General features: G+C 66.4%; 31 protein-coding genes. All 31 read right to left on the reverse strand.

The features are described from left to right. Positions 1–111 precede the first annotated feature (111 nt). Positions 112–606 carry a JAB domain-containing protein gene (locus tag BT108_RS10910; RefSeq protein ID WP_072293666.1) on the reverse strand — a complete coding sequence of 165 codons (495 nt, stop codon included), beginning with the start codon at positions 604–606 and terminating at the stop codon, positions 112–114. Between the two features lie 181 nt (positions 607–787). After that, positions 788–1,570, reverse strand: coding sequence for a DsbA family protein (locus BT108_RS10915; RefSeq protein ID WP_072294563.1), 783 nt, complete (start codon positions 1,568–1,570; stop codon positions 788–790). A gap of 13 nt (positions 1,571–1,583) precedes the next feature. Continuing rightward, entirely contained in the window at positions 1,584–4,451 is a 2,868-nt protein-coding gene (locus tag BT108_RS10920; RefSeq protein WP_072294564.1) for a conjugative transfer ATPase, read from the reverse strand. After that, complete coding sequence (locus BT108_RS10925) at positions 4,451–4,891, reverse strand: TIGR03751 family conjugal transfer lipoprotein (protein ID WP_072294565.1); 441 nt, start codon at positions 4,889–4,891, stop codon at positions 4,451–4,453. The genes BT108_RS10920 and BT108_RS10925 overlap by 1 nt, the downstream gene beginning before the upstream one ends. Further along, positions 4,872–6,278 carry a TIGR03752 family integrating conjugative element protein gene (locus BT108_RS10930; RefSeq protein WP_072294566.1) on the reverse strand — a complete coding sequence of 469 codons (1,407 nt, stop codon included), beginning with the start codon at positions 6,276–6,278 and terminating at the stop codon, positions 4,872–4,874. Before BT108_RS10930 ends, BT108_RS10925 begins: the two co-directional genes overlap by 20 nt. After that, on the reverse strand, positions 6,268–7,185 hold the full coding sequence (locus tag BT108_RS10935) for a TIGR03749 family integrating conjugative element protein (RefSeq protein ID WP_072294567.1): 918 nt from the start codon (positions 7,183–7,185) through the stop codon (positions 6,268–6,270). The genes BT108_RS10930 and BT108_RS10935 overlap by 11 nt, the downstream gene beginning before the upstream one ends. Next, positions 7,182–7,874 carry a PFL_4703 family integrating conjugative element protein gene (locus BT108_RS10940; protein WP_072294568.1) on the reverse strand — a complete coding sequence of 231 codons (693 nt, stop codon included), beginning with the start codon at positions 7,872–7,874 and terminating at the stop codon, positions 7,182–7,184. Before BT108_RS10940 ends, BT108_RS10935 begins: the two co-directional genes overlap by 4 nt. Beyond that, the gene (locus tag BT108_RS10945; RefSeq protein ID WP_023082303.1) at positions 7,871–8,269 is read right to left on the reverse strand and encodes a TIGR03750 family conjugal transfer protein; all 399 of its coding nucleotides are present in this window, start codon (positions 8,267–8,269) and stop codon (positions 7,871–7,873) included. Before BT108_RS10945 ends, BT108_RS10940 begins: the two co-directional genes overlap by 4 nt. A gap of 12 nt (positions 8,270–8,281) precedes the next feature. Further along, a complete protein-coding gene (locus tag BT108_RS10950) occupies positions 8,282–8,641 on the reverse strand; it encodes a TIGR03745 family integrating conjugative element membrane protein (protein ID WP_023095489.1) in 360 nt (119 codons plus the stop codon). 16 nt (positions 8,642–8,657) lie between these two features. Then, on the reverse strand, positions 8,658–8,891 hold the full coding sequence (locus BT108_RS10955; RefSeq protein WP_003050225.1) for a TIGR03758 family integrating conjugative element protein: 234 nt from the start codon (positions 8,889–8,891) through the stop codon (positions 8,658–8,660). Beyond that, positions 8,888–9,268, reverse strand: coding sequence for an integrative conjugative element protein, RAQPRD family (locus tag BT108_RS10960; RefSeq protein ID WP_072294569.1), 381 nt, complete (start codon positions 9,266–9,268; stop codon positions 8,888–8,890). Before BT108_RS10960 ends, BT108_RS10955 begins: the two co-directional genes overlap by 4 nt. A gap of 98 nt (positions 9,269–9,366) precedes the next feature. Then, a complete protein-coding gene (locus BT108_RS10965) occupies positions 9,367–10,116 on the reverse strand; it encodes a TIGR03747 family integrating conjugative element membrane protein (protein ID WP_072294570.1) in 750 nt (249 codons plus the stop codon). After that, positions 10,113–12,305, reverse strand: coding sequence for a type IV conjugative transfer system coupling protein TraD (gene traD / locus BT108_RS10970; RefSeq protein WP_072294571.1), 2,193 nt, complete (start codon positions 12,303–12,305; stop codon positions 10,113–10,115). The genes BT108_RS10965 and traD overlap by 4 nt, the downstream gene beginning before the upstream one ends. Positions 12,306–12,309: 4 nt before the next feature. After that, the gene (locus tag BT108_RS10975; RefSeq protein ID WP_072294572.1) at positions 12,310–12,849 is read right to left on the reverse strand and encodes an integrating conjugative element protein; all 540 of its coding nucleotides are present in this window, start codon (positions 12,847–12,849) and stop codon (positions 12,310–12,312) included. Beyond that, entirely contained in the window at positions 12,846–13,436 is a 591-nt protein-coding gene (locus tag BT108_RS10980) for a transglycosylase SLT domain-containing protein (RefSeq protein WP_072294573.1), read from the reverse strand. Before BT108_RS10980 ends, BT108_RS10975 begins: the two co-directional genes overlap by 4 nt. Then, positions 13,418–14,143 carry a TIGR03759 family integrating conjugative element protein gene (locus tag BT108_RS10985; RefSeq protein ID WP_072294574.1) on the reverse strand — a complete coding sequence of 242 codons (726 nt, stop codon included), beginning with the start codon at positions 14,141–14,143 and terminating at the stop codon, positions 13,418–13,420. Before BT108_RS10985 ends, BT108_RS10980 begins: the two co-directional genes overlap by 19 nt. A gap of 14 nt (positions 14,144–14,157) precedes the next feature. Next, complete coding sequence (locus BT108_RS10990) at positions 14,158–14,799, reverse strand: hypothetical protein (protein WP_072294575.1); 642 nt, start codon at positions 14,797–14,799, stop codon at positions 14,158–14,160. Then, positions 14,796–15,395 (reverse strand): PFGI-1 class ICE element type IV pilus protein PilL2, encoded by a 600-nt coding sequence (locus tag BT108_RS10995; RefSeq protein WP_072294576.1) that lies wholly within the window; start codon positions 15,393–15,395, stop codon positions 14,796–14,798. The genes BT108_RS10990 and BT108_RS10995 overlap by 4 nt, the downstream gene beginning before the upstream one ends. A gap of 159 nt (positions 15,396–15,554) precedes the next feature. Beyond that, positions 15,555–16,424 carry a hypothetical protein gene (locus BT108_RS11000; protein ID WP_072294577.1) on the reverse strand — a complete coding sequence of 290 codons (870 nt, stop codon included), beginning with the start codon at positions 16,422–16,424 and terminating at the stop codon, positions 15,555–15,557. Positions 16,425–16,539: 115 nt separating this feature from the next. Beyond that, positions 16,540–18,822 carry a helicase-related protein gene (locus BT108_RS11005; protein WP_072294578.1) on the reverse strand — a complete coding sequence of 761 codons (2,283 nt, stop codon included), beginning with the start codon at positions 18,820–18,822 and terminating at the stop codon, positions 16,540–16,542. Positions 18,823–18,926: 104 nt separating this feature from the next. Further along, the gene (locus tag BT108_RS11010) at positions 18,927–19,226 is read right to left on the reverse strand and encodes a hypothetical protein (protein WP_143142475.1); all 300 of its coding nucleotides are present in this window, start codon (positions 19,224–19,226) and stop codon (positions 18,927–18,929) included. A 91-nt stretch (positions 19,227–19,317) separates the two neighbouring features. Further along, positions 19,318–20,427: a DUF6094 domain-containing protein gene (locus BT108_RS11015; protein WP_072294579.1), complete on the reverse strand. Its 1,110-nt coding sequence runs from the start codon at positions 20,425–20,427 to the stop codon at positions 19,318–19,320. Between the two features lie 65 nt (positions 20,428–20,492). Next, positions 20,493–21,143, reverse strand: coding sequence for a hypothetical protein (locus tag BT108_RS11020; protein ID WP_072294580.1), 651 nt, complete (start codon positions 21,141–21,143; stop codon positions 20,493–20,495). A 111-nt stretch (positions 21,144–21,254) separates the two neighbouring features. Continuing rightward, on the reverse strand, positions 21,255–21,596 hold the full coding sequence (locus tag BT108_RS11025; protein WP_072294581.1) for a hypothetical protein: 342 nt from the start codon (positions 21,594–21,596) through the stop codon (positions 21,255–21,257). 70 nt (positions 21,597–21,666) lie between these two features. Then, a complete protein-coding gene (locus BT108_RS11030; RefSeq protein ID WP_072294582.1) occupies positions 21,667–21,993 on the reverse strand; it encodes a conserved plasmid protein in 327 nt (108 codons plus the stop codon). A gap of 93 nt (positions 21,994–22,086) precedes the next feature. Then, complete coding sequence (locus tag BT108_RS11035; protein ID WP_072294583.1) at positions 22,087–22,776, reverse strand: DUF3275 family protein; 690 nt, start codon at positions 22,774–22,776, stop codon at positions 22,087–22,089. Positions 22,777–22,833: 57 nt separating this feature from the next. Next, positions 22,834–23,751, reverse strand: a complete 918-nt coding sequence (locus BT108_RS11040) for a DUF3577 domain-containing protein (RefSeq protein WP_072294586.1) — start codon at positions 23,749–23,751, stop codon at positions 22,834–22,836. Positions 23,752–24,013: 262 nt separating this feature from the next. After that, positions 24,014–24,514, reverse strand: a complete 501-nt coding sequence (locus tag BT108_RS14185; protein WP_177257308.1) for an XF1762 family protein — start codon at positions 24,512–24,514, stop codon at positions 24,014–24,016. 148 nt (positions 24,515–24,662) lie between these two features. Continuing rightward, positions 24,663–25,016, reverse strand: a complete 354-nt coding sequence (locus BT108_RS11050; protein ID WP_072294587.1) for a DUF3085 domain-containing protein — start codon at positions 25,014–25,016, stop codon at positions 24,663–24,665. Positions 25,017–25,121: 105 nt separating this feature from the next. Further along, a complete protein-coding gene (locus BT108_RS11055; RefSeq protein WP_072294589.1) occupies positions 25,122–25,934 on the reverse strand; it encodes a GTPase in 813 nt (270 codons plus the stop codon). 283 nt (positions 25,935–26,217) lie between these two features. After that, a complete protein-coding gene (locus tag BT108_RS11060; RefSeq protein ID WP_047783378.1) occupies positions 26,218–26,496 on the reverse strand; it encodes a hypothetical protein in 279 nt (92 codons plus the stop codon). Between the last annotated feature and the right edge of the window lie 68 nt (positions 26,497–26,564).

A 26,564-nucleotide genomic window follows, 5' to 3' on the forward strand; every position in this document is an offset into this window, starting at 1 on the left:
GCCCCAACAAACAATGCGCATCGCGGGCACCCCACATACCTGTTCGGTGCTGCCGCATGGAAAAAAGCAGAGGCCGAAGCCCCCGCTGTGATCAGTGAACCACGTGCTTTCCTACAAAAGACCCGACTCGGCGAACGAGTACGGCGTGCCCTGACCAATCACGAAATGGTCGAGCACCCGCACGTCGATAAGCGCCAAGGCGGTTTTCAACTGCTCGGTCAGCACGCGATCCGCATTGGATGGCTCGGTGGAGCCCGAGGGGTGCTGATGGGCGAAGATGACCGCAGCGGCGTTCAGTTGCAAAGCGCGCTGCAACACGACGCGCGGATAAACCGAGGTCGCATTGATCGTTCCATGGAACATCGGCTCCACGGCCAGCACGTCGTGCATACTGTTCATGAATACAACGACGAAGATCTCGTTGGACTCGGCGACCAGCTTCAAGCGAAGGTAGTCCCTGACCGCAGCGGGCCGTTCAAGACGTGGCCCGGCTTTGAAAACCCGTCGCTCCAGCAGCACGATGGCTTGCTGAACGATCCAGTCTTCGTGCTGAGCGGCAATATCGGAAAGTGACTCCAGACAGGAGTCATTGATGACGACAGACATGGCGAACCTCCAGAATGTGAACGGAGGACGCCACCCTGGGAGGGCAAGCCCTCCTGGGGATGGAAACAGCGGAACAAGGTGCATCCACCACCGCGCAGAGGTGATTGTTCGCAGCCAGGATGCGAAGCCAACGGGTAGCGGTCAGCGCGGCAAGCTGCGCCGTAGCCTCCAAGACCGAGGGCTACCTGGGCATGTCGCCGACAACGTCGGCAGGCATTTCGGATGTGGGGGTGGCGGGCGAAGCCGCCGCGTCGCTGGCCGTATCTTCGGCCGCCAGCATGTCCATGGCCGACAGCAAGGCATCGCCCTCGATCGGCCCCTGTAGCAGGATGGCCTGGCCTGTCTGGTGATTGAGCAGTCGCAGCGATGGCGTGGCGGTCACGCCGCTCTTGGTGGCTTCCGCAGCCTGGGCGCGGATGAGCACGTCGGCACGCTCGCTCGCCATGCACTGCTCGATGGCTGGCGTGGATTCGGGGTAGCGCAACCCATCGGGCAAGCCTTGGCCGTCACTGCGCGTATGGGCATAGACCCATTCGACGGCTTGCCAGAACGCGGCATGTCCGCCCGCTTCGGCGACGCATTCGGCCAGACGTGCCTCAGCCGACGCGGCAGGCTCATGCGCGGCCAGCGGCTGGTGATGCCATTGCAGTGCGACGTCGGTGTTGTTGCCGACCCACCGCTTGAGCTGCGGGAAGTACTCCCGGCAGAACGGGCATTCCAGGTCGGCATAGAACGTCAGCGTGAATCGGCCCTCGGGGTTGCCCATCTGCCAGGGCGGCCCCGAAGGCTGCGTCATGCTGACCGGAGCGGGCGACTGCGGCGGGGATTCGCCGGGCGGCCGGAACACTAGCCAGATCAGCAGACCGACCAGCACAGCAGCCAACACCCAGGGCCAGCGCAGCCGCCGATTGCGGCGGCGGAACGCCTGAACCTGCATCGGAATGGAAGGACGTTTCGGTTCCATGGCGTTCTCCGGCTTACGGCAGTTCCAGGGCTGGCGAATCGATGCCGCGCGCCTGGTCGATCTTCTCGGCCACCTTGAAGGCCGCTTCCAGTTCGGTGCAGCCGTACTGCTGCATGAGCTGGTAGCGCTCGGCCTTCTCCTCGGGCTCGGTCTGCGCGAGTGCGAGGTACAGACTCGGCGGCACGGCACGGAACAGCACTTCCATGCTTTTGGAGAGGATGACGCCCTCGGTGAACTTGCCCGCTTCTTTGCGCGCCGACAGCATCAGCGCTTTCTGTGCGGGCGAGAGTTCGCGGAACCTGGCGATCTTCTCCACCTCGTCCGGCGGCATCGACAGGCAGATCCACCACTCGATCATGTTGAGCATCGGCTCTGCGGCGCGTGGCAGATCGTCGATGTTCTGTGTCGCGAGCCAGAACCATGCACCGAGCTTGCGCCACATCTTCGTGATCTTGACTATGTAGGGCGCGAGCAGTGGGTTTTTCGTGATGATGTGCCCTTCGTCAGTGACGTTGATGATCGGGCGTCCCAGGTATTGGTCGCGCTCGGCGATGTTGTTCACCGTGCTGATCAGGCTGATGTAGGCGATGGAGAGCTGGGCGTTGTAGCCCTCGCGGGCGTATGTAGCCAGATCGACCAGGGTGATGTCGGCCTCGGGCCACGGCGTGCCATCGCGGTCGAACATCTCGCCGTCCGTGCCTTGGCAGAACATGTCCATCGCGTCCGCCATCTCCAGCAACCGAACGCGGCGCATCTCGGGCAGCGTCGAGTCCTGGCCGCGGGTGCGCAGTGCGTTGCGCACGTCGCGCGTAAGCACCGTGCGCTTCTCGGCCACGCAATGCTCGGCGGCGTCGAGGATGCACTGGCGGATCAGCGAGCGGTCGGCCCGTGTCATCCGGGCTTCCTCCTTGTCCTCGCCGCCGGTGATCATCAGCCGGGCCGTGATCTCCAGTTCGCCCAGCACGTCGCGCTGCTCGTCGGCTTCCATCGCCGAGGTGTCCGGCGACAGGTCTTCGTCCAGCGCATCGGCGTCGAGCGTTTGCACGTCGCTGGGCGTCTCGATCAGCCGGCGCGCGTCTGCGAATGGCGCGAGGCTGATACCCGAGCCGGGGGCCAGCTTGACCCGGTTCACGGTCAGGCCCAGACGTTTGGCGAAATCGCTGAACAGGCCGAAGCTGTTGCCGGCTTCCACGATGAACAGCCGCGGCCGGTAGATGGCCGTGACCTGGTTCAAGAGGTTGTTGAGCGTGGCGCTCTTGCCGGAGCCGGTGGGGCCGAACAGGAACAGGTGGGCGTTCATCTGCCGGTCCAGGCGGTTGAGCGGGTCGAAGGTGATGGGGCCGCCGCCGCGGTTGAACATCGTGATGCCGGGGTGCCCCGTACCCTGAGCGCGGCCCCACACCGGAGACAGGTTCGCCGCGTGCTGGGCGAACATCAATTGGGTGTACCACTTGCGCCGATCCTGGTCGGGGTTGTAGCAGCACGGCAGCCAGCGCAGGTAGCTGTTGAGCGGTGCCACCTCGTCATCCTCGCGCACCGGCTGCAAGCCGGCGTTGAGCATGACGTTCGCCAGGTCCAGGCCGCGCCGGTCCAGTTCCGCGTCGTCGCGCCCGCGCAGGTAGAACGCCAGCGTTCCCCGGTAGAGCTTGTGGGCGCTGCCGATCAGGGAGCGGGCTTCCTGCACGTCCTTGAGCGTCTGCTCCGACGCCAGCGTCTCGCCCACGGCCTTCTTCGCCAGGTGGTTGAGGTCCGCTTCCAGCACATCCTGCGGCGTGGCGACCATCGTGAGACACATCAGGGTGTCTTCCGGCATCTGGTCGAACAGCGTGTTGATGGCATCCCCTTTGCGGGTTTCGCCGGTCAGGTGTCCGGTGCCGGGCGGCATGCGCAGGCGGTCGGTGATCAGCACGCGGTGCGGCATGCCGTCGAAGCACCAGGTGCCGTGCGTCACGTCGGAGTGTGGTTGGCCAAAGAACAGCCGCTGGCTGAAATCCCGCCCGCTCGCCAGTTCGATTTCGCCGTCCTCGGTCTCGTCGGGGTAGCGGGCCAGCGCATAGAAGCGCTCGCGGTCCTCTGCCTCTGGCCCGAGCAATGCGGGACGCGGATTGAACCACCGCAGCAGCCAGTCGTGGACGTCGGCCGCGGCCATGCGCCGTGCCTGGATGCCGGCGTTGGCCAGCCCGCCGCACAGGCGGTCGCAGACGATGTTCAGCATCTGCTCGGGCGTCTGGCCGCGGCGGCTTACCTGTCCGGTGGACCGGCGATAGACCACCATGCGCACGCGCCGCGTCTGGCCGCGCCAGCGAAGGCGAGTCACCACCGTGTCCTCGAACAGGCCGCCCGGTTTGGCGACCGCACGCAGGTGGTGGCCGAAGAAGCGAAGGTAGAACTCGGTGAAGGCGGTATCGCGGGCGCGCGGCTGCACGTAGTCGCGCAGGGTCTGCATGTACTGGTCGAAGCTGGGCTCGTCTTGGGCGTAGAGCTGGAGCACCCAGGGGTTCTCGTCCAGTTCATCGAAGCTGTCTTGCAGGGCGTTTTCCAGGGCATCGCGGGCATGCGCCAGCCACCCAGGTTCCCGGCCCTCGGTGCCCAGCGGCACCAGCTCATAGAAGGCAGCGACCGACTGCCCATCCTCCAGCAGCATGGACTTCGAATGCGGCACGAACTCCACCCAAGGCAGCAGTTCCACGAACGACGGCGCGACGTCGTACAGCGCCTGCTCGTCGGCTACCGTCGCCGGCCTGCGGCCCTGGACCGCCGCGCCGGGTTCGGGGATGCCGGCCTGGCGCAACGCCTCGACGTGGCGCTGCCAGCCGTCCGGCTGCTCGCCATCGCCAGCGCCGGATGCGGCCTGCTTGAGCCAGGGGAACTTCCAGCGCATCAGTAGTCCTCCACGCGCTCGCCCGGCATGGCGTACTGCACGCGCTGGTACAGCGGGAAAATCGTCGTGTAGCCCGGCACGGGAACGGGGTCGGTGCCCGCTAGGTGGGGGAACACATACATCACCAAGTCGGGATTGGGCAGGCGCTGGAACTGGCGATGGACCTCGTTGCGCGCGGTACGCGTGTAGCGCATCTGCTCGGCGGGCGCAGCCTCTACGTCGGCGTCGGTCAGCGGCCGGCGCAGGCTCTGGCGCGCGTCGAGCAACTGCCGGCGTGCGACCTGGCCGGTGCCACTGCCGCCGCCCCCCGTTTCCTGCTGCCAGATGTCCATCATGGTGCGATCGCTATGGGTCAGCAGTTCTTCCTTGCTGGTGGCGCAGCCGCCGAGTACGGCGACAGCCGCGGCCAGCGCGAGGCCCTTAATCAAGTTCGAGAGCATGGCTTTCTCCTGCGCGGTGATCGACCTTGCGGCCTTCGGGATCAAAGTCGATGGTGAGCGGCTTTTCGAGGTGGACGGCGACCTGGGCGCCGGGCTGCACATAGACGGCTGCGAAGGCCTGGCCATAGAGCTTGTTGACCCAAGCCGACATGTCACGGGCGCCACCCGCGAGGATCTGGCCGACTGCTTCCTGCCCGCTGATACCCACGGTGCCGATGGAACCGTCTGAGCCGACGTAGGACATACGGCCGTTGTCGCTCTCGATGAGCGAGGCTACGCCGGCACCGGCCGCCGTGATCAGGGCCTGCGAGCCGAGGTACTGCTGGGCGTTGCTGCGCCGATCACCGCTGACACAGGGGATGCCGTGTGGATCGCTGATCCAGCCCAGGCCGTCGCGCTGCTGGTTGCCTTCGCGGTCTTCGGGAATGGTGCGGATCGTGCCGTCGTTGAAGACAAAGGTGATGCTGCGCACCTGACCGCGCACGCACGAGAGCGTCCAGTCACCCGATGCGGTTCCGCTGAACACGGCGCCGGCCACATCGGGAATATCAATCCCGTTGGCCGTGAGGTTGTCCGGCCCGACCAGCACCTTGAAGGGGTACGGATCATTCACCGTCCCGTCGATCGGCACGCGACCGATCAGCGCCGTCATCGCCACGGAGCCCATCAGCGTCGAGTTGGTCGGCACGGTATAGACCGGCTTGGCGCCCTTGACGCCTGCCGCACGTGCGCCGGCGTTCGCCATGGTTTCTGCTGTGGTTTCCAGCGTGCTTTGCGCCGGGCCGAAGCTCGTCGGGAAGCTCATGCCGCTGCCCGTGCCACGACTGCCGTTGCGTCCCTCGGTCTTCTTCGCGTCGTCCGGTTCGACCCAGCGCATGCCGCCTTCCATGCCGGCCTCGTCGCCATCGCGCAGCCCCAAGCCCACGGGCAGGTCGGCATGGCCGCCGCCGCGCCCGCCGATGCTGTCCAGGCGCCGCTGCAGGTCGGCGAGCAACCCCTCGGTCTGCTGGCGCGAACTGGCCGCCTGTTCCTGGTCGCGGCGCAGGTTCGAGCGTTCGGATTCGAGGGCCGAATTGATGCGCTGATCGATGGAGTTCTCGCGCTGGCGCAGCCGCTGGTTTTCCTCGCGCTGCGACTTGTTGTCGGTCAGCGCGCCCTGAAGCTCGGTGCGTAACTGCTTCACCTGGGCGACGAGCGTTGCCACGGTATCGCGCGGGGTATCGCCTTCGATGCCCAACACCTTCATTTCCTCGGGCGTGAGCTTGGAACCGGCATCCGCGACGGGCGGGGCCGACGTACTTCCGCCGGAGAACAGCCGGATGGCAACGAACAGCACCAGCAAGGCGACCGGGATCATCAGCCACTTGAGCAAGCCGTTACTGCGCATGGTGGATCTCCTTGCCGTCGCCGGCTTCAGCGTCCGGCTGCGGCAGGTGCGCAGCCGGGTCGAAGCGGTGGATCGCCGGCAGCAGCGATTGCGCGAGGCCGTGCCCGCGCGTCACCAGGTACAGGACGGTCGTGTCCTCGGGTGTGCCGCGGGAGCCGAGCGCTTCGTGCTGGAAGGTGGCGGTGAGGAAGTCGCCTTGCAGCACGCGCGGGTCGAGCGTGACCCAGCTCGCGCCGGTGTTGGTCAGGCGCACGGCAGTGACCCACTGGTCTTCCAGACGCCATGACGCGAGCGCGACCGCGCGCACGGGCAGCGTCGGCATCAGCGTGCCGAGGTCGAGGTCGCGGCGCAGGTTCACCCGCATGACGCCCGGCAGCGGCTCCACGGTGCGCAGCGGCGCGTAGAGGTTCTGCGCGGCGAAGCGCGTCAGGACGACCGACACCGGGGTTTCGCGCCGGGTCGCCCGCGTACCTGCTTGGTCCTGGGCGCGTGCGGGGGCCTCTTCGGCACCGCCGGCCTGATCGCCGTAGCGCGCTGGGGTGCTGCTGCCCTCGACGATGCGCACCGGCTCCACCTCGGCCTCGCCGTCCTTGGGCGGCTCAGCCGCGATGTCGAGCAGGATCAGCGCGCCCGTGTCGGCGTCCTGCAATTGCAGCCGCGTGGGCTCGATCGGTTCGTTGGCGCGCAGGTACACCGCGCCACCCGCGCTCTGCACGCGCAGGCGTTCGCCCACGCCTGCGGGCACGCCCACGCGGACGTTCCGGTCGATGAACACGATGCGCTCCTGGCCCACCTTCAGCGGCACCGCGAGCGGCATGCGTTCCCAGCGCAGAATCTCCACAGCATGGGAGACGGGTGCCGCGGCCACGGCCAGCAGCCCCAGCAGCACGAGTACAGGGTGCTTCATGGGGTGTTTCCTCCTTGGGGCGCTTGCGGAGACAGGCCGCCAGGTGCCGGGCGCGTCGGCTCCGGGGCGCTGATGCGCTGGGGGGTACCGTCGTAGCAGTCAAGCGCCAGGCCGAACGGGTTGCGGGCCGGATCAACGTCCACCCGCGTGACCTTCACCGGGTAGCGCACGAGAGCGCGCTTGACCTGCTCGGTGCCGTAGTACTCGTCGGCGGTGATGTCGAGCGTCACCACCCAGTCGCGGTCGGAAACCACGCGCACGCGCGCCGTGGGGTCGTCGCCGTAGCCGCGGCCGGGGATTTCGTAAATTCCGCGCACGCGCTGGCGCAGCTCGCCCGTGCTGCGGCGGTAGTCGTAGTCCGCGCGCAAGAAGGCCTGGCAGGACGGGGTGAGGTACGGCGAGAGCGTGTGGAGGTTGCGCGCGTAGTCCTCTTCACCGTTCGTCGGCCAGCGGTTCAGGGTCTGGAACACGTAGAACGTGAACGCATAGACCGATTCGGGCGGCACTTCCCACCACTTGCGGGTACTGCCGGAGCGCAGGTCGGGCGGGACGTGGATGGTCAGGTCGCGCGGCGCGCTCCACCAGCCACCGCCCATAACCAGGGCGACGATCACCAGCGCGCCTGCCCCCAGGCGAAGCGTCTTGATGTGCGCCTGCAGGTGGGTGATCTCGTTCTTGAAGCGGCTCATCGTGCGCTCCTTCGGGTGGACCAGAAGCCGGAGCGCGAGATCAGCACGTGCCCGCCTACCCAGCCCGCCATCAGCGGATGGCGCGTGGCGATGCGCCATTGCAGTTGCCGGTACAGCCAGGTATCGGGACGACCGCGCTTGAGCCGGCGCAGGATGCCGCCGCCGATGAAGACGCCCAGGGCCACGCCCAGGACGACGAACGTCGGCGCGATGGCGATCGTGCGGAACACCCAGGACAGCGGCGCGCCGACCAGCAGGCCGGCGGCGCCGGACAGGCCGCAGCAGATCCACAGTTCGTCGGCGGTGAGGCCGCGCACGACAACGGGATGGCGGTTGAGCCGGTGCGGAAGGAACGTGACCGTCCCGTCCGCACGGACGTGCTGCTGCTCGGACATACCGGCCTCGCCTTACAGGATGCCGGTGGCTTCGGTGAGCAGCCAGATGCCGATCACCAGCAGCACGGCACCGATCGCGACGGTGAGGCCGAACTGGCCCCAGGTCTTGCGGCCGGTGTGGATTTCCGCGTAGGTGCCGTAGGCGTGGTAGCAGACGCCGATAAACATCGATGCCACGACCAGGAGGGCTACGAGCATGATGATGTCGTAGCCATAGTTCCTGATCGTTTCCATGATGCCGTTGCCGGTGCCGCGGGTTGGGTTCTCCAACTGCGGCAAGCCTTGCGCGAACGACAGCGCGGGCAGCGCGGCGGCGCCCAGTGCCACAGCGGCGCGCTGGGCAAGACGGGAATGGAGGATGCGGTTTTGCATGGTCGTGCCTTTCAGGTCAGGAGAGGAGGAAGAAGCTCAGGACGAGGTACATCGCGACGAAGCGGATGCAGACGCCGAGGAACTGGCGCTGGTTGAGGCGGCTCTCGGACCACCCCACGTAGGCCGTTCGGATGGCCCAGACGCCCCACACGAGCAGGACCGCGAACACGACGCCGACCAGGACGGTCGCCATCGCCGAAGGCGCGATGCCGCTGTTGGCTTGAAATGCCGAGACCTGGGCGCCGTTCATTGCTTGGCTTCCGTAGTCGTCGGCGATGGCGAAGCGGACCGCTCGGTGCGGTAGTCGCCGGCCAGTTCGGAGGGGTCGCGCGGCTGGGCACGCGACGGTGTGAGATGGGCCTGGATGCCGGCGCGCACGCGCGCCAGGTCAGCCAGCAGCCGCGGGTAATCAAAGTGGTAGCGCTCGCCCGGTGTGATGGGGGTATGCGTCGCGCTATCTGCGACGGTGCGCTCCAGCGCGTCGAGCTGGCGCAGCGCGGCAACCAGCTCCTGACGCTGCATCGGGGATTCGGCCAACGCCATCGAAGACTGCCCCATCAGTAGGGCCGTCACGAGAAAAATGGGCACGCCGCGATGCGCGGCGCGCTGCCAGATCGGAGCCAACATCGCGCCATTCCTGTGTGATCAGCAATGGCTTGATCGTGGGCAGCGAGGGGCTTTTAGGCCGCAAACAATAGGAACTCGCGCATGCCCGGATTGATGGTCTAGAGGTACTTCTTGAAGCTGCCTGCGGTCAGGCTCACGGCCAGTCCCAGCAAGGCCGCGCTCGGCAGCAGGATCAGCAGCGGATGTACCGAGATCGGCAAGGCCAGATACGTGACCCAGGGCAGCACGGCCAGCGGCATCAGGCTCGCCTTCGCGCGGTGGTAGATGAAGCCGGATTCCCGGCCTGCGCCGAACCGGCGCACGTCCCGGCGCACAAGACCGTCGATCAGGCCGACGAACGCCGCAGTGAAGATCAGTGGCAACGTGAGCACCAGAACCAGCAGGCGCACCAGGAACGTGAGGGTGGTGAAGGCCGCGGCGATCAGGTAGCTCTCGGCCCAGACATAGACCTGGCTGATGTAGTAGCGGAAGTTGCGCGTCTGCCCGTGGCTGGGTGCGCGGGCGCGCTCGGCGGTCTGGCACATGCGCTCCAGCAGCCCGGAGCGAACGAATACCCATTCGTAGCCGGTATCCACCAGGTCGTGCGCGGTGCGCCCCGGCTCCTGCACGACGACGCTGCGCGTGAAGTGGCTGGACAGGTGCCCCAGTTCGTACTGCAACATCTGCTGCGAGTGCCGCCAGCCCTGGTCCTTCCAGAACAGGTGCATGCCGATGCACTCCACGACGATCGAGAACAGCAGCGATCCGATCAGCACCCCGAGCAGCCGGAAAGGCAAGGTGATGGTGCCGACGATCAGGCCCTGGCGCTGGTTCTGCTCCCGTTGCGCAGTCGAGGCGGCGTCCTTCATGGCGAGGCCTCGTTGCCGGTGTCCTCGTCGGTGGCAATGGCCACCGCGGCAGGTTCGGCCGCAGCGGCGTCATCCAGCAGGTCGTCGGGCAGGTCCGTGTCCTGCAAGGCGTGGGAACTGGTGAACTCCCACCACTGCGTCGCTTCGCTGTAGCTCTGGCGCATGTACCCGGCCAGTTGCTGCAAGTCTGCCGGCATCACTTCGTCCGGGTCCGGCGCCGGCAGCGGCATGCGCACTTTCCAAAGCTGGCCGCCCTGCAGCAGTGCGAAGCACTGGCCTTTCGGCAGGCCGACGACGTGCGACGGCTCGATCATCGGCACGCTGGACATGCTGATGCGGTCCTGGGTGTTCGACGTGAAATCCGTCGCTCCGCGAATGTCCGAGCTGTCGGTCGCGCCGCTGACGATGGTGGTCGTATAGACCTCGACCTTCGGCAATTGCCGCGTCAGCAGTTCGGCCGTCGCGGTCTCGCGCACGCGCAGCATGAACAGGTTGTTGAAGTTCCCGATGACCTGACCGGCCTTGGCGCGGTTGCCGATGCGGGCCTCGATGTCCGAGAGGGTCTGCGTGTAGGCCGTGACTTGCAGGCCGGCACCGCCGCCCTTGTTAATCAGCGGGATGAACTCGTCGCCCATCAACTCGTTGAACTCGTCGGCGTGGACATTGATCGGCACGCGCGCACCGGCCGATGCGCCCGGTAGGCCATCGTCGATCCCGTGCTTGTAGATGTGCCCGGCGACCGACACGAGATCACTGAACATCGAGTTGCCGACCGCTGCGGCGACCTCGGCGTCGGAGAGCGCATCCAGGCCCACATAGACGATGGCCCTCTTACGGATGATCTGCATCCAATCGAAGATCGGGCGCGGGTCGGCCAGGTCGGAGTAGTTCGGGGCCAGGAGCTGCGCGATCTTGCCGCTGGTGAGTTTCTCCAACAGTGGCAGCAAGGACGCGACAATCTTGTCGAAATACGTCTTGTCGTAGCGGACGGCCGAGCGCAGGCCGTCCAGCACCGGGTCGTAGTTGCGCGCTTGCGAGAGGTACTGCTCCAGCGCCACCACGCGCTTCTCGCGCCCGATCATGTTGCGCGGGATGTTCTTCTCGTTGAGCTTGGCCTCGATCTGGACGATCACCTCCCAAGCCTTGGGCTCGGTCTTGGCGAAGTAGTGCTGGGCGTACTCGATGAACAGCGCGTCGATGTTGATGACGTGCCGCTGGATCAGCATGTAGTCCGGGCGCTGTCCCAGTTCCACCAACGCGCGCGCAATGATGTTGACGAAGCGCCAGGCGAACTCGCGGAACGCCGCGCTGTTGCCTTCGCCGGAAAGCTGCCCCGCGACACGGGTGGCCACCTCGCTGATGCGGCCGAAGCGGCCCACGGCGTTGTAGCGTGCGGAGATGTCCGGCCAGCCCAGGTGGAACACATAGAACTCGCCTTCGCGGCCGGCACGCAGGGCTTCGACGTACATCCGCTTGAGCAGGTCGGCGTCCCCCTTGGGGTCGATGACGATCACCACCTCGTGCTCGCCCGCGGTGTTCACGCGCCGGATGTCCTGGGTCACGAACAGTTCGGCCAGCCGCGTCTTGCCCACGCGCGTGGTGCCCAGCACCAGGGAGTGCCCGACGCGCTCGCCGAGCGGCAGGCTGACGTCCACCTCCTCGGGTTCGATGCCGTGCAGGCGCGGCAGGCCGCCCACAGGCGGCAACGGCCTCACCGGGTTGAAAGGCACGTCCCAGCCGGTGAGTTTCGACAGCCGGGACAGCGGGAACGGCGCGAACTCCAGCCGTTCTTCCAGCCGTCGCGCCAGCCGATAGGCTGGTGTGGGCTCGACGTAGCGGCGGAACTCCGGCCGGTACGTCTGCATGAGCCTATGGGTGTGCTTCTGCTCCCACAGGAACCCGCGCCCCACGAACAGCCGCTGCTGGCTGACCGGCACGTCCTTGCTGGTCATCACGTAGCGCGGCAGGCGGCGGATGTTGCACCGGTAGCGCAGGATGACGCGGGCATCGCGGTAGCGGATGGCACCGTAGGCGCCGAACGCCAGCGCACCGCCGACGCCCATGGCGGGGCTCAGCGCGAGCGACCACGGGGCCACCAGGGACAGAAACGCGGCGCCTGCACACGCCGCGACGGTATATAGCTCCACCGCTGGGCGAAGCAGCACCTCGACCGGCTGTTTCCCCGACATGGCTTCATTGCTCGATGCCGGTGGCCGTGATCAGCACCGGGTAGTGCCGCAGGCCCAGGCGCTCGGCCAGATCGTCGCCGGACACGGGCGCGAGGGGTACGCCGGGCACCAGGGCGCGCAGCCGCGCCAGGCCCTGCACGGTCTCGACGTTGACCACCAGGCCGACCGCGCCGCGCTCGCGCAGCGCTGCCGCCTGGCGGCGCAGCCAGGCCTGGGACGCCTCGTCGTCGCCGACGACCACGAAAGGCCGCAGGCCCGGTGCCTCGATGACCCGCCGCGCGACGGTGCCGGGCGTGAGCTTGGCGCTGCGCACCGGCAGCATCGCGGCCTCGTCTGTCGGCGTGGCGGGAACCTGGGGCGTCGGGATCGGCGGCCGGGCCGGCGCGTTGGCGCGCGGCTGGAGGTTCAAGGCTTCGTAGTACGGCAGCGCCGACGCGCCGCCGCGGTCTTCGACCACGATCAGCGGCTCGCCGGCAAGCGAGGCCAGCGGCAGACCCGCCAGCAATACGAGCAGGCCCTGCAAGGCCAGATGGGATTTCGTCATGGGGATGTCTCCTGACGTGCGGCGAGAACCGCGGCGGTTGCGCGCGCGCCCTGTACGCGGGCAAGGTGGCGGGATACGCTGCGCCGGTAGCGGGCAGCGGGCTCGCCCCCGGCAGGACGGTGGTAGCGGCCGATCGCCAGCAACCAGTCCTCGCCGGGGGTGTGCTGCTCGCGCAGGATCTCGGCGGCAATGGCGAGGTTGCGGTACGGGTCCAGCAGGTCGCACGCGCTGGCGTAGCGCTGCTGGTGGTAGCCGAGGTTGATCTGGCCCAGGCCCGCGTCGATGCGCGTGGGGGGCGTGGAGCGCATCGCCCGCTGCAAGCCGGCGCAGGCATCGGCGCGGGTCGCATAGCGGCGCGACTGGCCGGCGACATTGAGCGACCACGGCCACGGGACGATGCGCCCGTTGCGGCGGATGCCGCTCTCCTGCAAGGCCACGGCGTAGAGCACCGTCGAAGGAATGCCTGCGCGCTGCGCAGCGAGTTGGTAGGCCGGTGGCGGAACCTCCTGGGCCTGGGCGACGCAGGCGCACAGGCCAGCGGCGAGCACCAGTGCGCGCAGGGGTGCGGCTATGGCTGGCGCTGCCATTGGCCGTTCACCTCGCGCACGACCGCCGGCAGGTCACCGGGCACCCCCAAGGTCAACCAGCGCCCGCCGTCGTGGTTGAGCGTGATGCTGCCGCTGCGCACGCGCGCCGGATCGACGTTCGCGCGCTTGGCCCAGTCGCGGATGCGCCCGTCGTCCTGGCGGCTGCCGACCATGTACAGGTCGAACTCGGTCCCCGAGGATTGCAGGCGCTGCACGAGCTGGCCGCAGGCATCGCAGCCGTCCTTGACGAACACCGCCGTGCGGCCGGAGCCGCGCGTGGCTCCGGCGACCGGCTTGTCGTCCGGCAGGTTCACCCGCTGCATGCCGGGGTTCAGTCGCTGCCAGGCCTCGTCGTAGGCGCGCTGATAGGCAAGCAGCTTCTCGACGCGGCGCGCCTCGACCTGCACCTGCAGTTCTGCGTAGCGGCGCCGTTCCCCATCGGTGCGGGCCTCGATGCCCAGGGCCGACAGCGGGTCCAGGTTGGGCGAGTAGATGCCCAGCGGCCCGTCCATCAGCTCGCGGTAGCGTGCCCACTCCTGCGGTTGCAGACCCCATTCGCTCGCCACGCGGTCGTCCAGGATGCGGGCGACCAGCGGGCGCTCCTGGCTCTGCGCATTGCGGGCGGGAGGGGTGGCCGACTGCTGCGCCCACGCGGGCCACTGGGTGGACACCAGCAGGAGCGCGGAAAGGATGATCGATGGCTTCATGCGATCTGCTCCGGTCAGGGAATCGCCACGCGGCGGGTCTGGTCGCCGGCCTGGAACACCGCGGTGTTGCCCTCGACGGCCTGCAAGCGCCACGGGCCGACCGCATCGCCGGGTAGCAGCACCTGAAGCTGGTCGGGCGTGAAGTCGCCACTGCTCGGCGCGACGGACACGCTGCGCTCGCCGGCGCGCAGTTCGGCACCGACGATGCGGAACGAGAGCGGCGGGGGTTCAGGCTTGGCGGCTGACTTGCTCGGTGCGCGCGGCTGGGCGGGTGCTGCGGCGCGTGCGGCGGTCTGGCGCGCCATGACCTGCTCGACTTCGGCGCGCAATGCCTGAAGGTCGTCGGCAGCGGCATAGGCGCTCAGCGATTTCTCGACCTGGGCCGCACGTGCTTCCAGGATTTGGCGGGTGTCTTTGAGGTCTGCCGCCGTGGCGACGGCCGGACGCTGCTGGATGGCCTCGACGGTCTCGGCGAGGCCTGCTGCCTGCGCTTCGAGGCGTTGCAGGCGGGAATCGAGGCGCTCCTGGTCGGCCTGGTCGTTCATCGCCTGGTAGCCGAGGGCAACGAGGACACTGAGGCCGATCAGCCAGAGCCACATTAGGCTCTGCACCACCACGGCGGCCGTTGAACGATGGGCGGGCTGCGGGCCGTTCATGGCTGGCCTCCCGATGCCGTGGGCGCCAGCGGGAACGTCTGCACCGCCTCGGTGGCGGGCAGCGCGGGTGCGGTGTCGGAGGTCATGCTGTCGCCGGGCCGCTCGAAGCAGATTTGCCGCGCGCGGTCATCCGCGTGCAGTTCCCAGGCCGGACCAGCCAGCGTGAGCAGCGCATCGCGCAGGGTCATGGGGCCGAGGTGCAGGTGCGCCGCCGGGAGCGGCAGTGCGTACAGCTCGATCACCGCGTGCGCCGTCTGGCACAAGCCGTAACCGCTGCGCTTGAGCACATGCCGTAGCCCGTCGCCGACCGTGGCGCGTGCATCCTCGGGCATCGACACGTCGATGGTCTGCAACAGCAGGTCGCGCTGCGCTGCTGTCGGTGCCAGCTCCACGAGGGTGTAGCGGCCGTAGCGCACGACGGGGATGTACTCGGGCGCCTCGGGTACGGGCGCGGCCGAGACTTCCTCGATGGTGTCGGGCGCGACCGGCGCGCTCGTCGTCGCGCAGCCGCCAGCCAGCACCGACCAAAGCAGGCCGAGAAAACCCGCCAGCAGGCGGCGTTCGGGATGGTGAAACCAGGGTGGAGAGGGGCACATGGCGCGTCGTCCTGAAACATCGAGCCCTCACCATCGCCGCTCGGGCCACGAGCGGCAGCAAACAATGAGAACCAGGCAGCGCCCGATTTCCCGGCAGCCTCGCTCCAAAGAAAAAGGCCCCCGAAGGGGCCAGTGAAAACGCACATCGACCTCGCCGAATCAATCTCGAGCCAGCTTCAGGCCGGGATCGACCTGTGCCAGTTGGGTGTGCGCCCAGCAGCGCACGAGCTGGCCGTTCTCGCCGAGCGGCCGGTTCGCCACCGCCGCCGAATACTCGTCGGTGTCGCTGGTGTCGTAGCAGATGACCTTGATCTCGCCGTTGTCGCAGCGGATGGAGTGGATCTGGCCGTCGGTCATATCGACCACGACGACCTGCGGAACAAGGCTCAGTTCGCGGGTGGCCGACAGGATGGGGCCATATTCGGCAGCGTCGAAGCAGATGAACGGCCCTTCATACCGAGCTTCTTCGGCCAGGTCCTTGGCCTTGCCGTAGTGGATACCCAGGTCGTATTCCTCCTGGGTGATCCAGACCTTGAAGACCGGCATGTCGGGACTGCCAGAGGCATCGATGCAGGCAACTGCGACTTGCATCTCGATCTCACCGCCGTCGGCAGGTTCGGTCGAGGGGATGATGGCTTGGCCCGAGGGCACTTCGTCGGCCATGCCCATGCGCTCGCGCATTTCGTCGACGAAATCCTCGGGGGCCATCAGGCCATAGCGCGCCAGGCGCAAGGGAATGTCCTCTGCACAGAGGTTGCCATCCTCGATGCGCTGCTGCATGAAGGCGGCGATCTCGGATTCGAGCGCATCGCTGTTAGTTGCCGAGGGCAACTCGGTCATCTCGATCGACCAGGCATCCACCTTCGCGGCGGTCTCATCGATTAGCAATCTCTCGCCGATGGCGCGTACCCACATGCGTTGTAGGCGTGCCAGTATTTCCGACGCGGCCTCGCCGTTGAGCAAACAGGTCACGTCCAGCGTCAGGCGAGCCTTCACGGTTTCGGGTGTGGCTTGTGTATGGGTGTTCATGGAAATCTCCTTGGGATGAAAAGAAAGCGCAGCCACGTCCACGGAGACCGTGGGCGTGGCTGCAAGGTGGGAACAACGGAAGGCCGGCGGCGCGAGGCCGGCGTTGGCGTGGGGATCAGGCGGCGACCAGTTGCCGGGCCAGTGCGACCTCGACGGAATCACCGTCCTGGTTGAGCACATCCAGCCCGGATTCGGGTACATCGCCCGACGTGCTTTGGGACACGAGGATCTTCTTGGCCATCAGCGCGAGGCATGCCATCTGCGAAGAGGCGGCGTACCCCAGGTAGATCACCTTCACGGAGAGCTTCTGGCCGATCCGCCACGAGCGGCGTGCAGCCTGCTGCAGCGTGTACACGTTCCACCCCGATTGCAGGAAAACAATCGTCGGGAATTCGAGCAGGTCCAACCCCGTTTTCACGAGTTCGGGGTTCGTGATGAGCACGTCGATGCCGCGGTCGATCTGCTCGGCAATCCAGTCCTCGCGCTGGCTGGCATCCACGCTTGCGCGCAGTACCGCCACCCGAAAACCTTCCTGCTCCAGCAGCATCTTCAGCCGGCTCGTGGTGTCCCGCGTGCCGGTATAGACCGAGTACACCAGGGTCTTGCGACCCGCTTCCTTCTCCTCGCGGCAGATGTTGATCAGCTCGTGTTCCTTGGGCATCACCTCCAGTTCGTTGAACTGGGCCGGGGTGAATGCCAGCACCTCGCGCGTGCGCGGATGGCGGACCGTTTCTGCCCTGAAGCAGCAGTCGGGCCACGCCAATAGCGTGTTGAGGACCACGCCCAGCAAGGTGGTGTCCCGCTTGCGTAGCGCCTCCTTGAGCTGTTGCGTGAGGCTGGAAGCCAGCTTCTGATACGCCTCGCCTTGCTCGGCGCTCATCGCCACGTCCCGGAACTCCTCGTCATACGGTGGCAGCACGCCACCGATGTCTCGCAGTTTCAGGAAGATGGTGTACGGCAGGATGCACCGCAGCACGCCCTTGGGACCGAAGCCGGGAGCCTTGACCGTTCTGACCGTGACCTTGCTGCCCTTGGCCGTCTTGTGCGCCGGACCGTCGGACTCGGAGTAGATATCCCGCAAGACGCCGTGGTCCCTCATGAAGGCCATGGCGGCGGCGTTCATGCTGCCGTTGCGGCCGGGGATGTAGCCGTCCTCGATCATGCGGCCCGGAAGCGCGCGGAAGAGCAAGTGGAAAAGGTCGTCGGCATAGCCGCCCATCAGCGTGCCGGTGAGCGAGACCGCCTTGCGAACCTTGGATGCGATGACACCCATGGCTTGGCCTTGTGCCGAACCGCCCGTTTTGTACTCGTGCGCTTCGTCGGCGATGAGCAGGTCGAACGTGCTGCGCGGCAGATACCGCTTCACATATTCGCTGGGCTGGTAACCACCTTCGCCAAACCCGAACTCCATGTTTGCCATGGCCCGCTCCATGCGGTGCGCCTGGCGGTCGGAGAAGACCAGCTTCCCGCTCGCGTCCATCAGGTTGATGAAGTTGTGCAGGTTGTCGCCGAGCATCGAGGCCAGGAAGCTGTCCCCGAAGGTCTTCATCAGACGTTGCGCGGTGGCTTCGCCGATGGTGGGAATCCGTTTCAAGGCACGCAGCACGGCCGAGGACTGATCGCTGCCGGACAGTGCCCGCGGACGCATCAGCGTCCACAGCGCGCTGCCGCAGCCATTGCACTTGCGGCGGAACTCCTCCGCCTCCAGTTCCTGAGCACTGATCGGCTCGCCGTCGAGGTTGGTGACGACCTCCCCGCAGTGCGGGCAGGCCCCCACGGCGCCATGACGGGTGCGTTTGCGCGTGAAGGCAGGCTTCCAGTGGAACCCCATCCTCATGCGGACGCGACCGAGTACGAAGAACTCCTGCGCCGGTGAGGGCACGCCAAGCTGCTCGCGCAGCTTGATCAGTTTGAGCAGCGTGTCCGGGCCATTGAGCACCCAGACCTTCGCGCCCGCGACGGTTTCGAGAATTTCCCTGCGCCACTTGTAAACAAGGTGCGGCGGGCTCAGGACGAGCGTGCGGCGATAGCCTTCGGCATGCAGGACCGCGGCCAGCGCAATGCCGATCGTGGTCTTGCCGGTGCCCATTTCGCCGTTGACGAAGACGGCCCGTTCGCCTTGGTTGACGAGCAGTTCCGAAGCCGCATGCACGACCTCGGCCTGGGCGGGGAACAACTGGCGTTTCAGTCCGGCCAGCACCAGTTGCCGGTGCGGGCGCGGCGTGCCGCCATAGACGGGCGGGTTCGCCCGGTTGAGGGATTCCAGCAGCTCGTCCCCGAACTCGGAAACGAAGTCCTGAAGGCTCATGGACAGCTCGGACGATTCCTGTTCGAGCAGGTCGTCCATGGGGGAAGAGATATCAGCGGCCGAGGCCGCTTCGATGGCTTGCGCGTTCATGGTGATGCTCCGAAAAAAGAACGGGGCATGCACCACTCCCCAAGGGGCGGTGACATGCCCCAGGGTGGGAAGGAAGTTCCGGCGCGGGCCGGTGGTTGTGACGATCAGTACTCGCTGGGCAGCAGCACCGTGGTGACGCTGCGATCCCATTCGGTGATGACCCAGACCTTCAGGCCCGGGCCGACCTCGTAGGCCGAGAACAGGCGGTCCTCGCCCGACTTCAACGCGGCGTCGTTCTGGCGTCGGTCGCTGTCATCGAGGTCGCCCCAGTCAGCGGACAGATGCCGCAACAGGTACGGACGGGGATTGAGCTGGCCTTGTTGAACTAGGCTGGCAACGCCCGAGGTCATGACGACCTGGCCGGGGTTGAACCTGGGAAAAGCGTGTTGGGTAGCGGTGGACATGGAGATGGCTCCTTCAGAAAAAGAGGCACCTCGCCCCATCGGGGCGAGAAACCCCGGTGGGTGGAAAGAAAGGCGGCAAGCCGCCTTCGAGTTAGTGGATGGTGAGAACCTGGCCCAGCGTGGCTGAGTCGGGCGTCAAGTCCCAGGCCCGAATCACCGGCACAAACTTGTCCGTGAGGATGCGGGTCTCGGCAAAGGAGCCGTCGTCGCGCTCGCGGTATTCCACGGCGGAAGACTTCTGCTTGAACGTGTCGCCCTTGACGGCCAGAGTGCGGCCGCTGGGTGACTGCACGACACCGGAGATAGCACCAGCCGCGAGGGCCAGTGCCAGGTGCCATTGGGACAAGGCGCGTGCCGGAGCACGCAGGGTTTGCTGCGTCGCGCCCAAGTGAGTCTCGAACGCGGGCCACAGGCCTTTCAGACGCCGCACTTCGTCGGCAAACTGCTCCGGCTCCATGCTGATCCGGTAGAAATGCTCCGGTTCGGCCTGGACCGGGGGGACCACATACGGCAGCAGCGTCCATTCGGGCGGCAACTCGTCCACCTCCTGTTCGCCCAAGCCGATTTGCAGTAGCCGGGCGCGGGACGCTTTCACGTCATCGCCCGCCTGGTCGCGCTGCCGGACACGACGCCCGAACACCACGATCTGCTTGAACTGCTTGTCCACCGCCTGGAACACGGACAGGTCCGCGAAATGGCGTGTCAACCAGCCGACCATCTCCTGATCCAGCACGTGAGATGGGATGATGAAGATCAGGATGCCGCCGTACTGCAACAAGGCGAGCGTGCGCTGATAGAAGAGTTTTTCCAGACGACCACGGCCCTTGCCTTCGTAGCCCAGGTTGCCGTTGGCATCCTTTGCGAGATCACCATAAGGCGGGTTGAGCCATAGGAGGCCGAAGGCCTGCCGCGAGATCATGGTGTCCATTAGGTCACCGTGGATGCAGTGATCAACCAGCAACCGGGCATGGTTGGCCCGCTCCTGGTCGAACTCGACGGCATAGGCGCTGGCCCGCTCAGGCCCGAGGGCGTGGGCGGCCTCGGCGATGGCAACGCCTTCGCCTGCGCAGGGATCAAGAATGCACATTGGCCCATCGCTGGGCGCGAGCGCGCTGAGGGTTCTTTCGAGGGTGGCTTCGTCGGTCGGGTAGTACCCGTTCTTGGCGAAATTCCGAGCGAGCCTGGGGAACATGAGTGCCATGGGAAGTCTCCTGTCTGGCGGGGATGAAGGACGGAAGCACGCCAAGGCGTGCTTCCGCGGTGGGGTCAAGCCGCTACCACTTCCGGCGTCCAGATCTTGGCCGGATAGGGATAGGCGGTGAGCACGCCCTGGCGGATGAGGTCGCCCAGCGCGTTGGTGAGCGCGGGCACGTCGATGGCGAGCCGGAACCCTTGCAGCGGCCCGAGGGCCATGCGCAGGGAGCACAGCATTTCGCGCTCGCGCAGCATCGCCAGGACTGGCGATTGCCAGTGGTCCAGTAGCGGCAGCGGGCACGTGTCCTTGACCAGGTGCCACAGGCGTGACGTGGGATCGGCCGCGGAGCGCGGCAGCAGCGCCAAGGCGCTGGCCGAACTCTTGTCGGGCCGGATGCAGCGCCGATCGAACAGCCAGAGATTGACCATCGAGCCGAACAGCGTGCGGCGATAACTGCGGGTCAGGCGCTTTTCAAGGCGCTCGACCAAGCCGACGAACACAGGCAGCGAACCGCCTTGGTCGGTGACGACGTGGAACTGATCCAGGCCGTCCTCGCTGCGGCCCAGGGTGAGCCGCCCGATGAACTGCTGGATGGCGGTGTCGCGCGCCCAGACCGAGAGAAAGATCAGGTCGCCCTGGTCGCCGCAGACGCAGGCATCGGCCATGAGGTCGCTGCATTCGTCAATGCGGTACAGGGGCTGGTCGGATGAAATGGCAGGCATGGTGGTTTCCTCGATGTGAGGGGCGCACCGCCCGCAGGGGCAGTGAATGCCCCGTTAGGGATGAAAAGCACAGTGCCCGGGGCGAATGCCCCGGCTGCGCCGCGGGTGACGTCAGGCTCCCAGTTCGGCGAACGAACCATTGGCCTCATGCTTGACGACGCGATTGCCGACATTCCCCGCATAGTCCCTCTGGACTTCGGTGAACATGCTGTCGGGCACGTCGATGTGGAAATGGCCTAGGACTGCACGGTAGTAGTCCAGGCCGTGGCCGAACGGATCTTCCTCGTGCAGATTGCTGTACAGGAAATCCTCGTCCTCGACCTGCATGGCGCTGTCGATCAACTCGGCAGGCTTGCGGATCGTCATGAAGAAATAGCGCAGCGGCCGATCCCAGCCGAGCATGATGGTGATGGGAAATCCCTTGTGATGGGTCTCGAAGTAGTGCTGGCTCATGGTGGTGTCCTTGGATGAACAGGGACAGCACCGCCCGCATGGGCAAGTGCTGCCCTGGCGGGTGGAAGGATCAGTACGAACCGCAACCAGCCGGGCAGCAGCCCAGCGTGATTCCGTGCGAGCAGCAGTCGTTGTCGGCGAGCCAGTCCTGGGTTTCCTGCCGCTCGGCAGGTGTTGCGTAATCCCATTCCCGGGTCGCGATTTCCAGCGCCTGTGAGCGCTGGTCTTCCGGCAATCGACTGGCTTGCGTGTCGATCTCCGAACTGAAGAGCGTCACGTAGTGCTCGTAGGCCAGGCCGCAACCGCGCTGGGCGCGTTCGGCTGCTGCCTTGCAGAGAGCCCGCCACGCGGGTTCATCCAGGGCGGAGCGAGGGGTATCGCAAGCGATGGTGGACATGATGGAAACCTCCAGAAGAAGGGCCGGGGTCTCCCCCGCATGGGGAAGGAACCCCGGCGGGTGTGAAGATCACCGCGGATGCGGTGTCTGCGATCACGCAGGTTGCAGTTCGGCCTGACGGCTCCATTCCTGCGTCTTGAAGTCCAAAGTGAAACCCAGTTCGCCCAGGCGGGCGATCTGTGCGCGCAGGGCGCGGCGGTCGATGGTCGAATCCAGCTTCACCGATTCGCCCAGCGGCCACAGCGTGCCGAACAACGCGGCGTCACCATCTTCGGTACTGCCGGAGGCAGTGGCCGTAGCGGGCGGCGGCGCATCCACACCGAAGGGTGTGGTATCGACCAGCGGGTCCGCGGATGCCTGCACGGGTGCGGGCTTGGCGGGCCTGGACGCTTTGGCGGGCTTGGCCGGCGTTGCCGCAGGCTGCGTCCCTTGCTCTTCATCGAGCGGATCGACTTCCTGGGTGGCGAAGCTACGAGCTTCGTCACGACTCAGCTTGTCGATGCCATTGAGCGTCATCCCGTCGAGGTTGGCGCGGACTTCAAACCGCGCGCCACCTGCGACCGGGTAGGACTTCGCGAAGATGTAGCGAATGACGAAATCTCCGTCGTATTTGCCTTCGGGGTACTGCTCCAGCTCCGCGTCTTTGACCGCGAATTCACCGATGGGAGTGGTGAGGCGACCGACCGTAAACGGGCCGTTCTTGCCGCGGATGGTCCGCAACGTGAGCTGGCCCGGGACGACGATGGGCAGGACTGATCTTGCAGGTGCCGATGTGGCTGCCATGATGGTTCTCCTTGGGGAATAGGAAAAAGGCAAGGCCCCGTGAGGGGCCATGCCGTATCAGAACGAAGCAGCCAATGCCGGCTCCTGCTCCTCGACTTCACCTGCGGGCTCGCGCTCGGCGGGCTCGACCGGCTGGTCGGCAACGGTGTCGGCGGCAACCTCGACTTCGGGCGCGGGTGCATCCTCGGCCTGCGGCGCCTCGGCTTGCGCCTGTCTCGTCGGATAGACCTGGGTGCCATCGATCTTGATGAGACCGATGTGAACCAGCGTCGATTCCAGGCTTGCTCCCGGTTCCCCGGCGCGCTCGCCCTTGGTGCGGATGTACGGATCGATCTTCATGTCGTTCAGACGGAAGGCGATCAGCACCTTGCGGTCCCCTTCGATGGCCTGGATGCACCGGCGAACCAGATGCTCGGCCTCGGGGGTGGCGACGATGGTGTCGAAGTACCGATATTCCGGTTCATCGACAGGCCCGGTCAGGGCGGCGATGGTGCATGACAGGAAGGGGTCGCCATCCTTGGGGGTGACGTCCTTCACACGGCTGAGGTAGCCAATGCCGCGAGTGATCAGTTCATGCTGCTTGATCGAGGCCAGTTCGGCCCGGTCAATCAGTTCGGACTTGAGCAGACGTGCCTTGAGGGACGCGCCGGCCTGGCCCTTCTTTTCACCTTTGTCGCGGATGTACGGATCACCGCGCAGATCGCCGGTGCGGAAGCGCACCAGCGGACGCTGCTTCGGGTCGTCAACGCCGATGTAGCGTTCGACCAGCTTCTTGGCCTCGGCACCCGAAACTTTGACGTCGAAGTAGCGGTAGGTCGGGTCCTTGGCGGGACCGACCAGCGCGGCGATGGTGCATGCCAGGAACGGCTGCGCACGGCGGCCGCCCCGGACGGGAACCTCGCGGGCACGCTGGATGTAGCCGATGCCCGAGGTGTGGAGGTCGAAATACGATTTCTCGTTGGACGTGGTGTTCATGGTGAATCTCCATAGGGAAGAAGCGGAGACACACCGACCCACGCATGCGGGGAAAGGTGCGTAACCCCGCGGTGGGTTGATAAGGCGAAAGCATCCGCCACCAGAGACTGGTGGCCGCTCGCGGATGGATGCGGTGCGAGCTGGCTCGGTCACACAGTGGGAACTGCGCGCAACCTCGAAGACCGATGGTTGCCTGGCATGTCGCTGACAACGTCAGCAGGCATGGGGTCAGCATGGCCGGGCCTCGCGCGGGCGACAGCAATCAATCGGCATCCGGGCGTTTCCCTTTGTCCACGCCGCCCGGCGCTTCCCACAGGTACTTGGGTCCGCGCAGGTGCCGGGGCGTGTCGGCGCGAGGACGGCTTGGGCGGCCCCAGGCGCCGCCGCCGCGCGTGCCGACCAGTCGCCAGCCGGCGGCGCGCAGACTGGTGCCGCCTTCGGCGGGCAAGGTGTAGGTGACCAGCCGCGTGTAGCCCAAGGCCCTGGCCGCCTTCCAAGTCGCGCCGTAGAGCTTGCTGCACGCGTTCGGTGAGCCGTCGGTGCAGAGCCTGGTGACTTCGAGGGTCCACCCGTCGTCCAGGTGGCGGGCAACCGGCCGGCCGACGATCGCCACGCCGCAAATGCGGTCGCTGCCGGACAGCGTGACCGCCAGAGCGAACTTCGCTCCCTGGACCGGGCGGTGGTGCCGGTGATGCCCCTGCACGAAGGCATTGGCCGCGCGCAGCGACACGGGCAGCAGTTGCAGACATGGTGAGTCGTGCATGCGGTCGTCTCCGTGGGTATGTCGGCGGACTGGCCGACGAGGCGGGCCATGCCGGCCGGAGACGAACGCGCCCGCGGGCGATGGCCGCGGTGCGGAAAAAGGAAGCCCCCGATACGGGGGCTACGAGGGCCGTGCGGCGGTTGCCGCGCTAAGCCGATGGGACCACCTCCAGCGACAGGTGCGTGGCGGTGGCGGACAGCATCAGATCGTCCGTGCCGTGCAGGATGCGTGCGAAGACGCCATCCTTCGGATCGAAGAACTCGCCGAAGTCGTCGCCGCCCAGCTCGATACGCGCCAGGTCCCACCAGTCATCGAACGGGTCGGTATCCGGGTTGCAGCCGACGGCATACGCCAGCAGCTTCACGCGGCCGTCCGGGCGGCGCTCGGCGCGCTCGGCGAGGAAGTACACGCCCTGGTCCTTGGCAAGGACGACGCGGCATTGGTTGGCGACGGCCTCGGCCAGCACGGGTCGCAGATCGGTGCCTTTGAATCGCAGTGACATGGTTGGAATCTCCTGTGGGGATGAAGAAAAAAAGGCCCTCCACCCGAACGGATGGAAGGCCTGTGGGGGCAAGTTGCCGTCAGGCTGCGAACTTCGCCTGGGACATCACGCCGGCAGCGCCTGGCGTCGCCGGGAAGCCTTGGCGTCGATCACGCTCACGTCGATCCGGCGCCAGTTCCCGTCGTCGATGAGTCTCTCCAGCACTTCGCCGAGCATGTCGAAATACACCTCGTCATGCCGATCGACCAGTTCGCCATCCCTATGCAGTTCCACCACGTAGGTGTCGCCGCCGCGGTCGTAGAGGATCGTCACCTGGCCTTCGAACTTCGCGGTCGAGACCGTGAAGCTGATCGCCGGAGGCGTGTCGATGATCTTGGACGGCTTGGGATCGACCCAGGTGAAGTCGCGGGCGCCCGCATCGACCAGCATGTGGGTGATGCGCCGGAACCCGTCGGGCGCCGGCATTTCCTCCAACTGCTGGATGAGCTGGCCCAGTTCCATGCACTGCGGCACGGGGATGGGCAGCTTGGCCGGCGCGGAGCCGAGGATGTGCGTCTTGATGGTGTAGGGCCTGCCATCCGACGTGTACTCGGTGCGCTCTTCCGGCGTGTCCGCGCGCAGGCCGTCGAAACGGCGCCGTGCGTAGGGCTGGACATGCACCTTGACGCCCTCGCTGGGAACGGTGGTGACCAGGTTGGGATCGAGCACCGCGAACTCGCTGGGCTTGAGCTTGACGACGATGGCGTCGTCGTTGGCCGCGACCACCTTGCCGTCGAAGGGCTGGGGGTCGACGGCGAAGCCCAGCGACGAGGACTGCGGCTGGTCATCGAACACGCGATATTTGAACGACCGCACGTTGCGGGGCACATGGCCTGCGACGAGCGAGGGCATCAGGGTCTTGATGAGGGAACGGTTCATGGGAATCTCCTTGAGGAAGAAACAAGGGATTCCCCGCCCGCAAGGGAGAGGTCCCTTGTGGGTGGATGGACGCGGTGCGTCCGTAGGAAGAAACGACCAGCACGGTCTCCCGTACTTGCAACCTCGAAGGTCTTGGCTGCCTGGGCATGTGTCGGCGACGCCGACGAACATGAGTTAAAGATGGCCCCGGAATGGGCGGATTGCCCGCAGGAAACCGCACCGCGCCGTACCCACTTTCCTGATCCGTGGGCAAGAAAAAGCCCCTCGAAAGGGGCTGGTTGGGTCAGGCTTCGTACACGAAGTAGTGCTCGCGCTGACGCGGGAAGAAGACATGCTTCCATGTGTCGCCGCTGGTGTTGCCACCGTCGAAGACGACCATTTCGTAGTCGTCGATGTCGGTGTCCGCCAGGTCGGCGCTGGCGATATGGCGCATGTGCAGCGTGCCGCGCATGCGCTCGAATACCAGGATCTGGCCGATGGCGTCGTCCTGACCCATAGCGTTGACGCAGGCCCCGAGCTGATGCTCGAAGTCGCTTACGGGCGAGATGAGGTCGGGGAACATGAGGGTGCTCCTATGAAATTGGACCGGCCCGGCTCCGGGCAGGAGACGGGCTGGCATGGGGAGAACGA

It is taken from the genome of Nitrosovibrio sp. Nv17 (assembly GCF_900119085.1).
Classification (GTDB): Bacteria; Pseudomonadota; Gammaproteobacteria; order Burkholderiales; family Nitrosomonadaceae; genus Nitrosospira.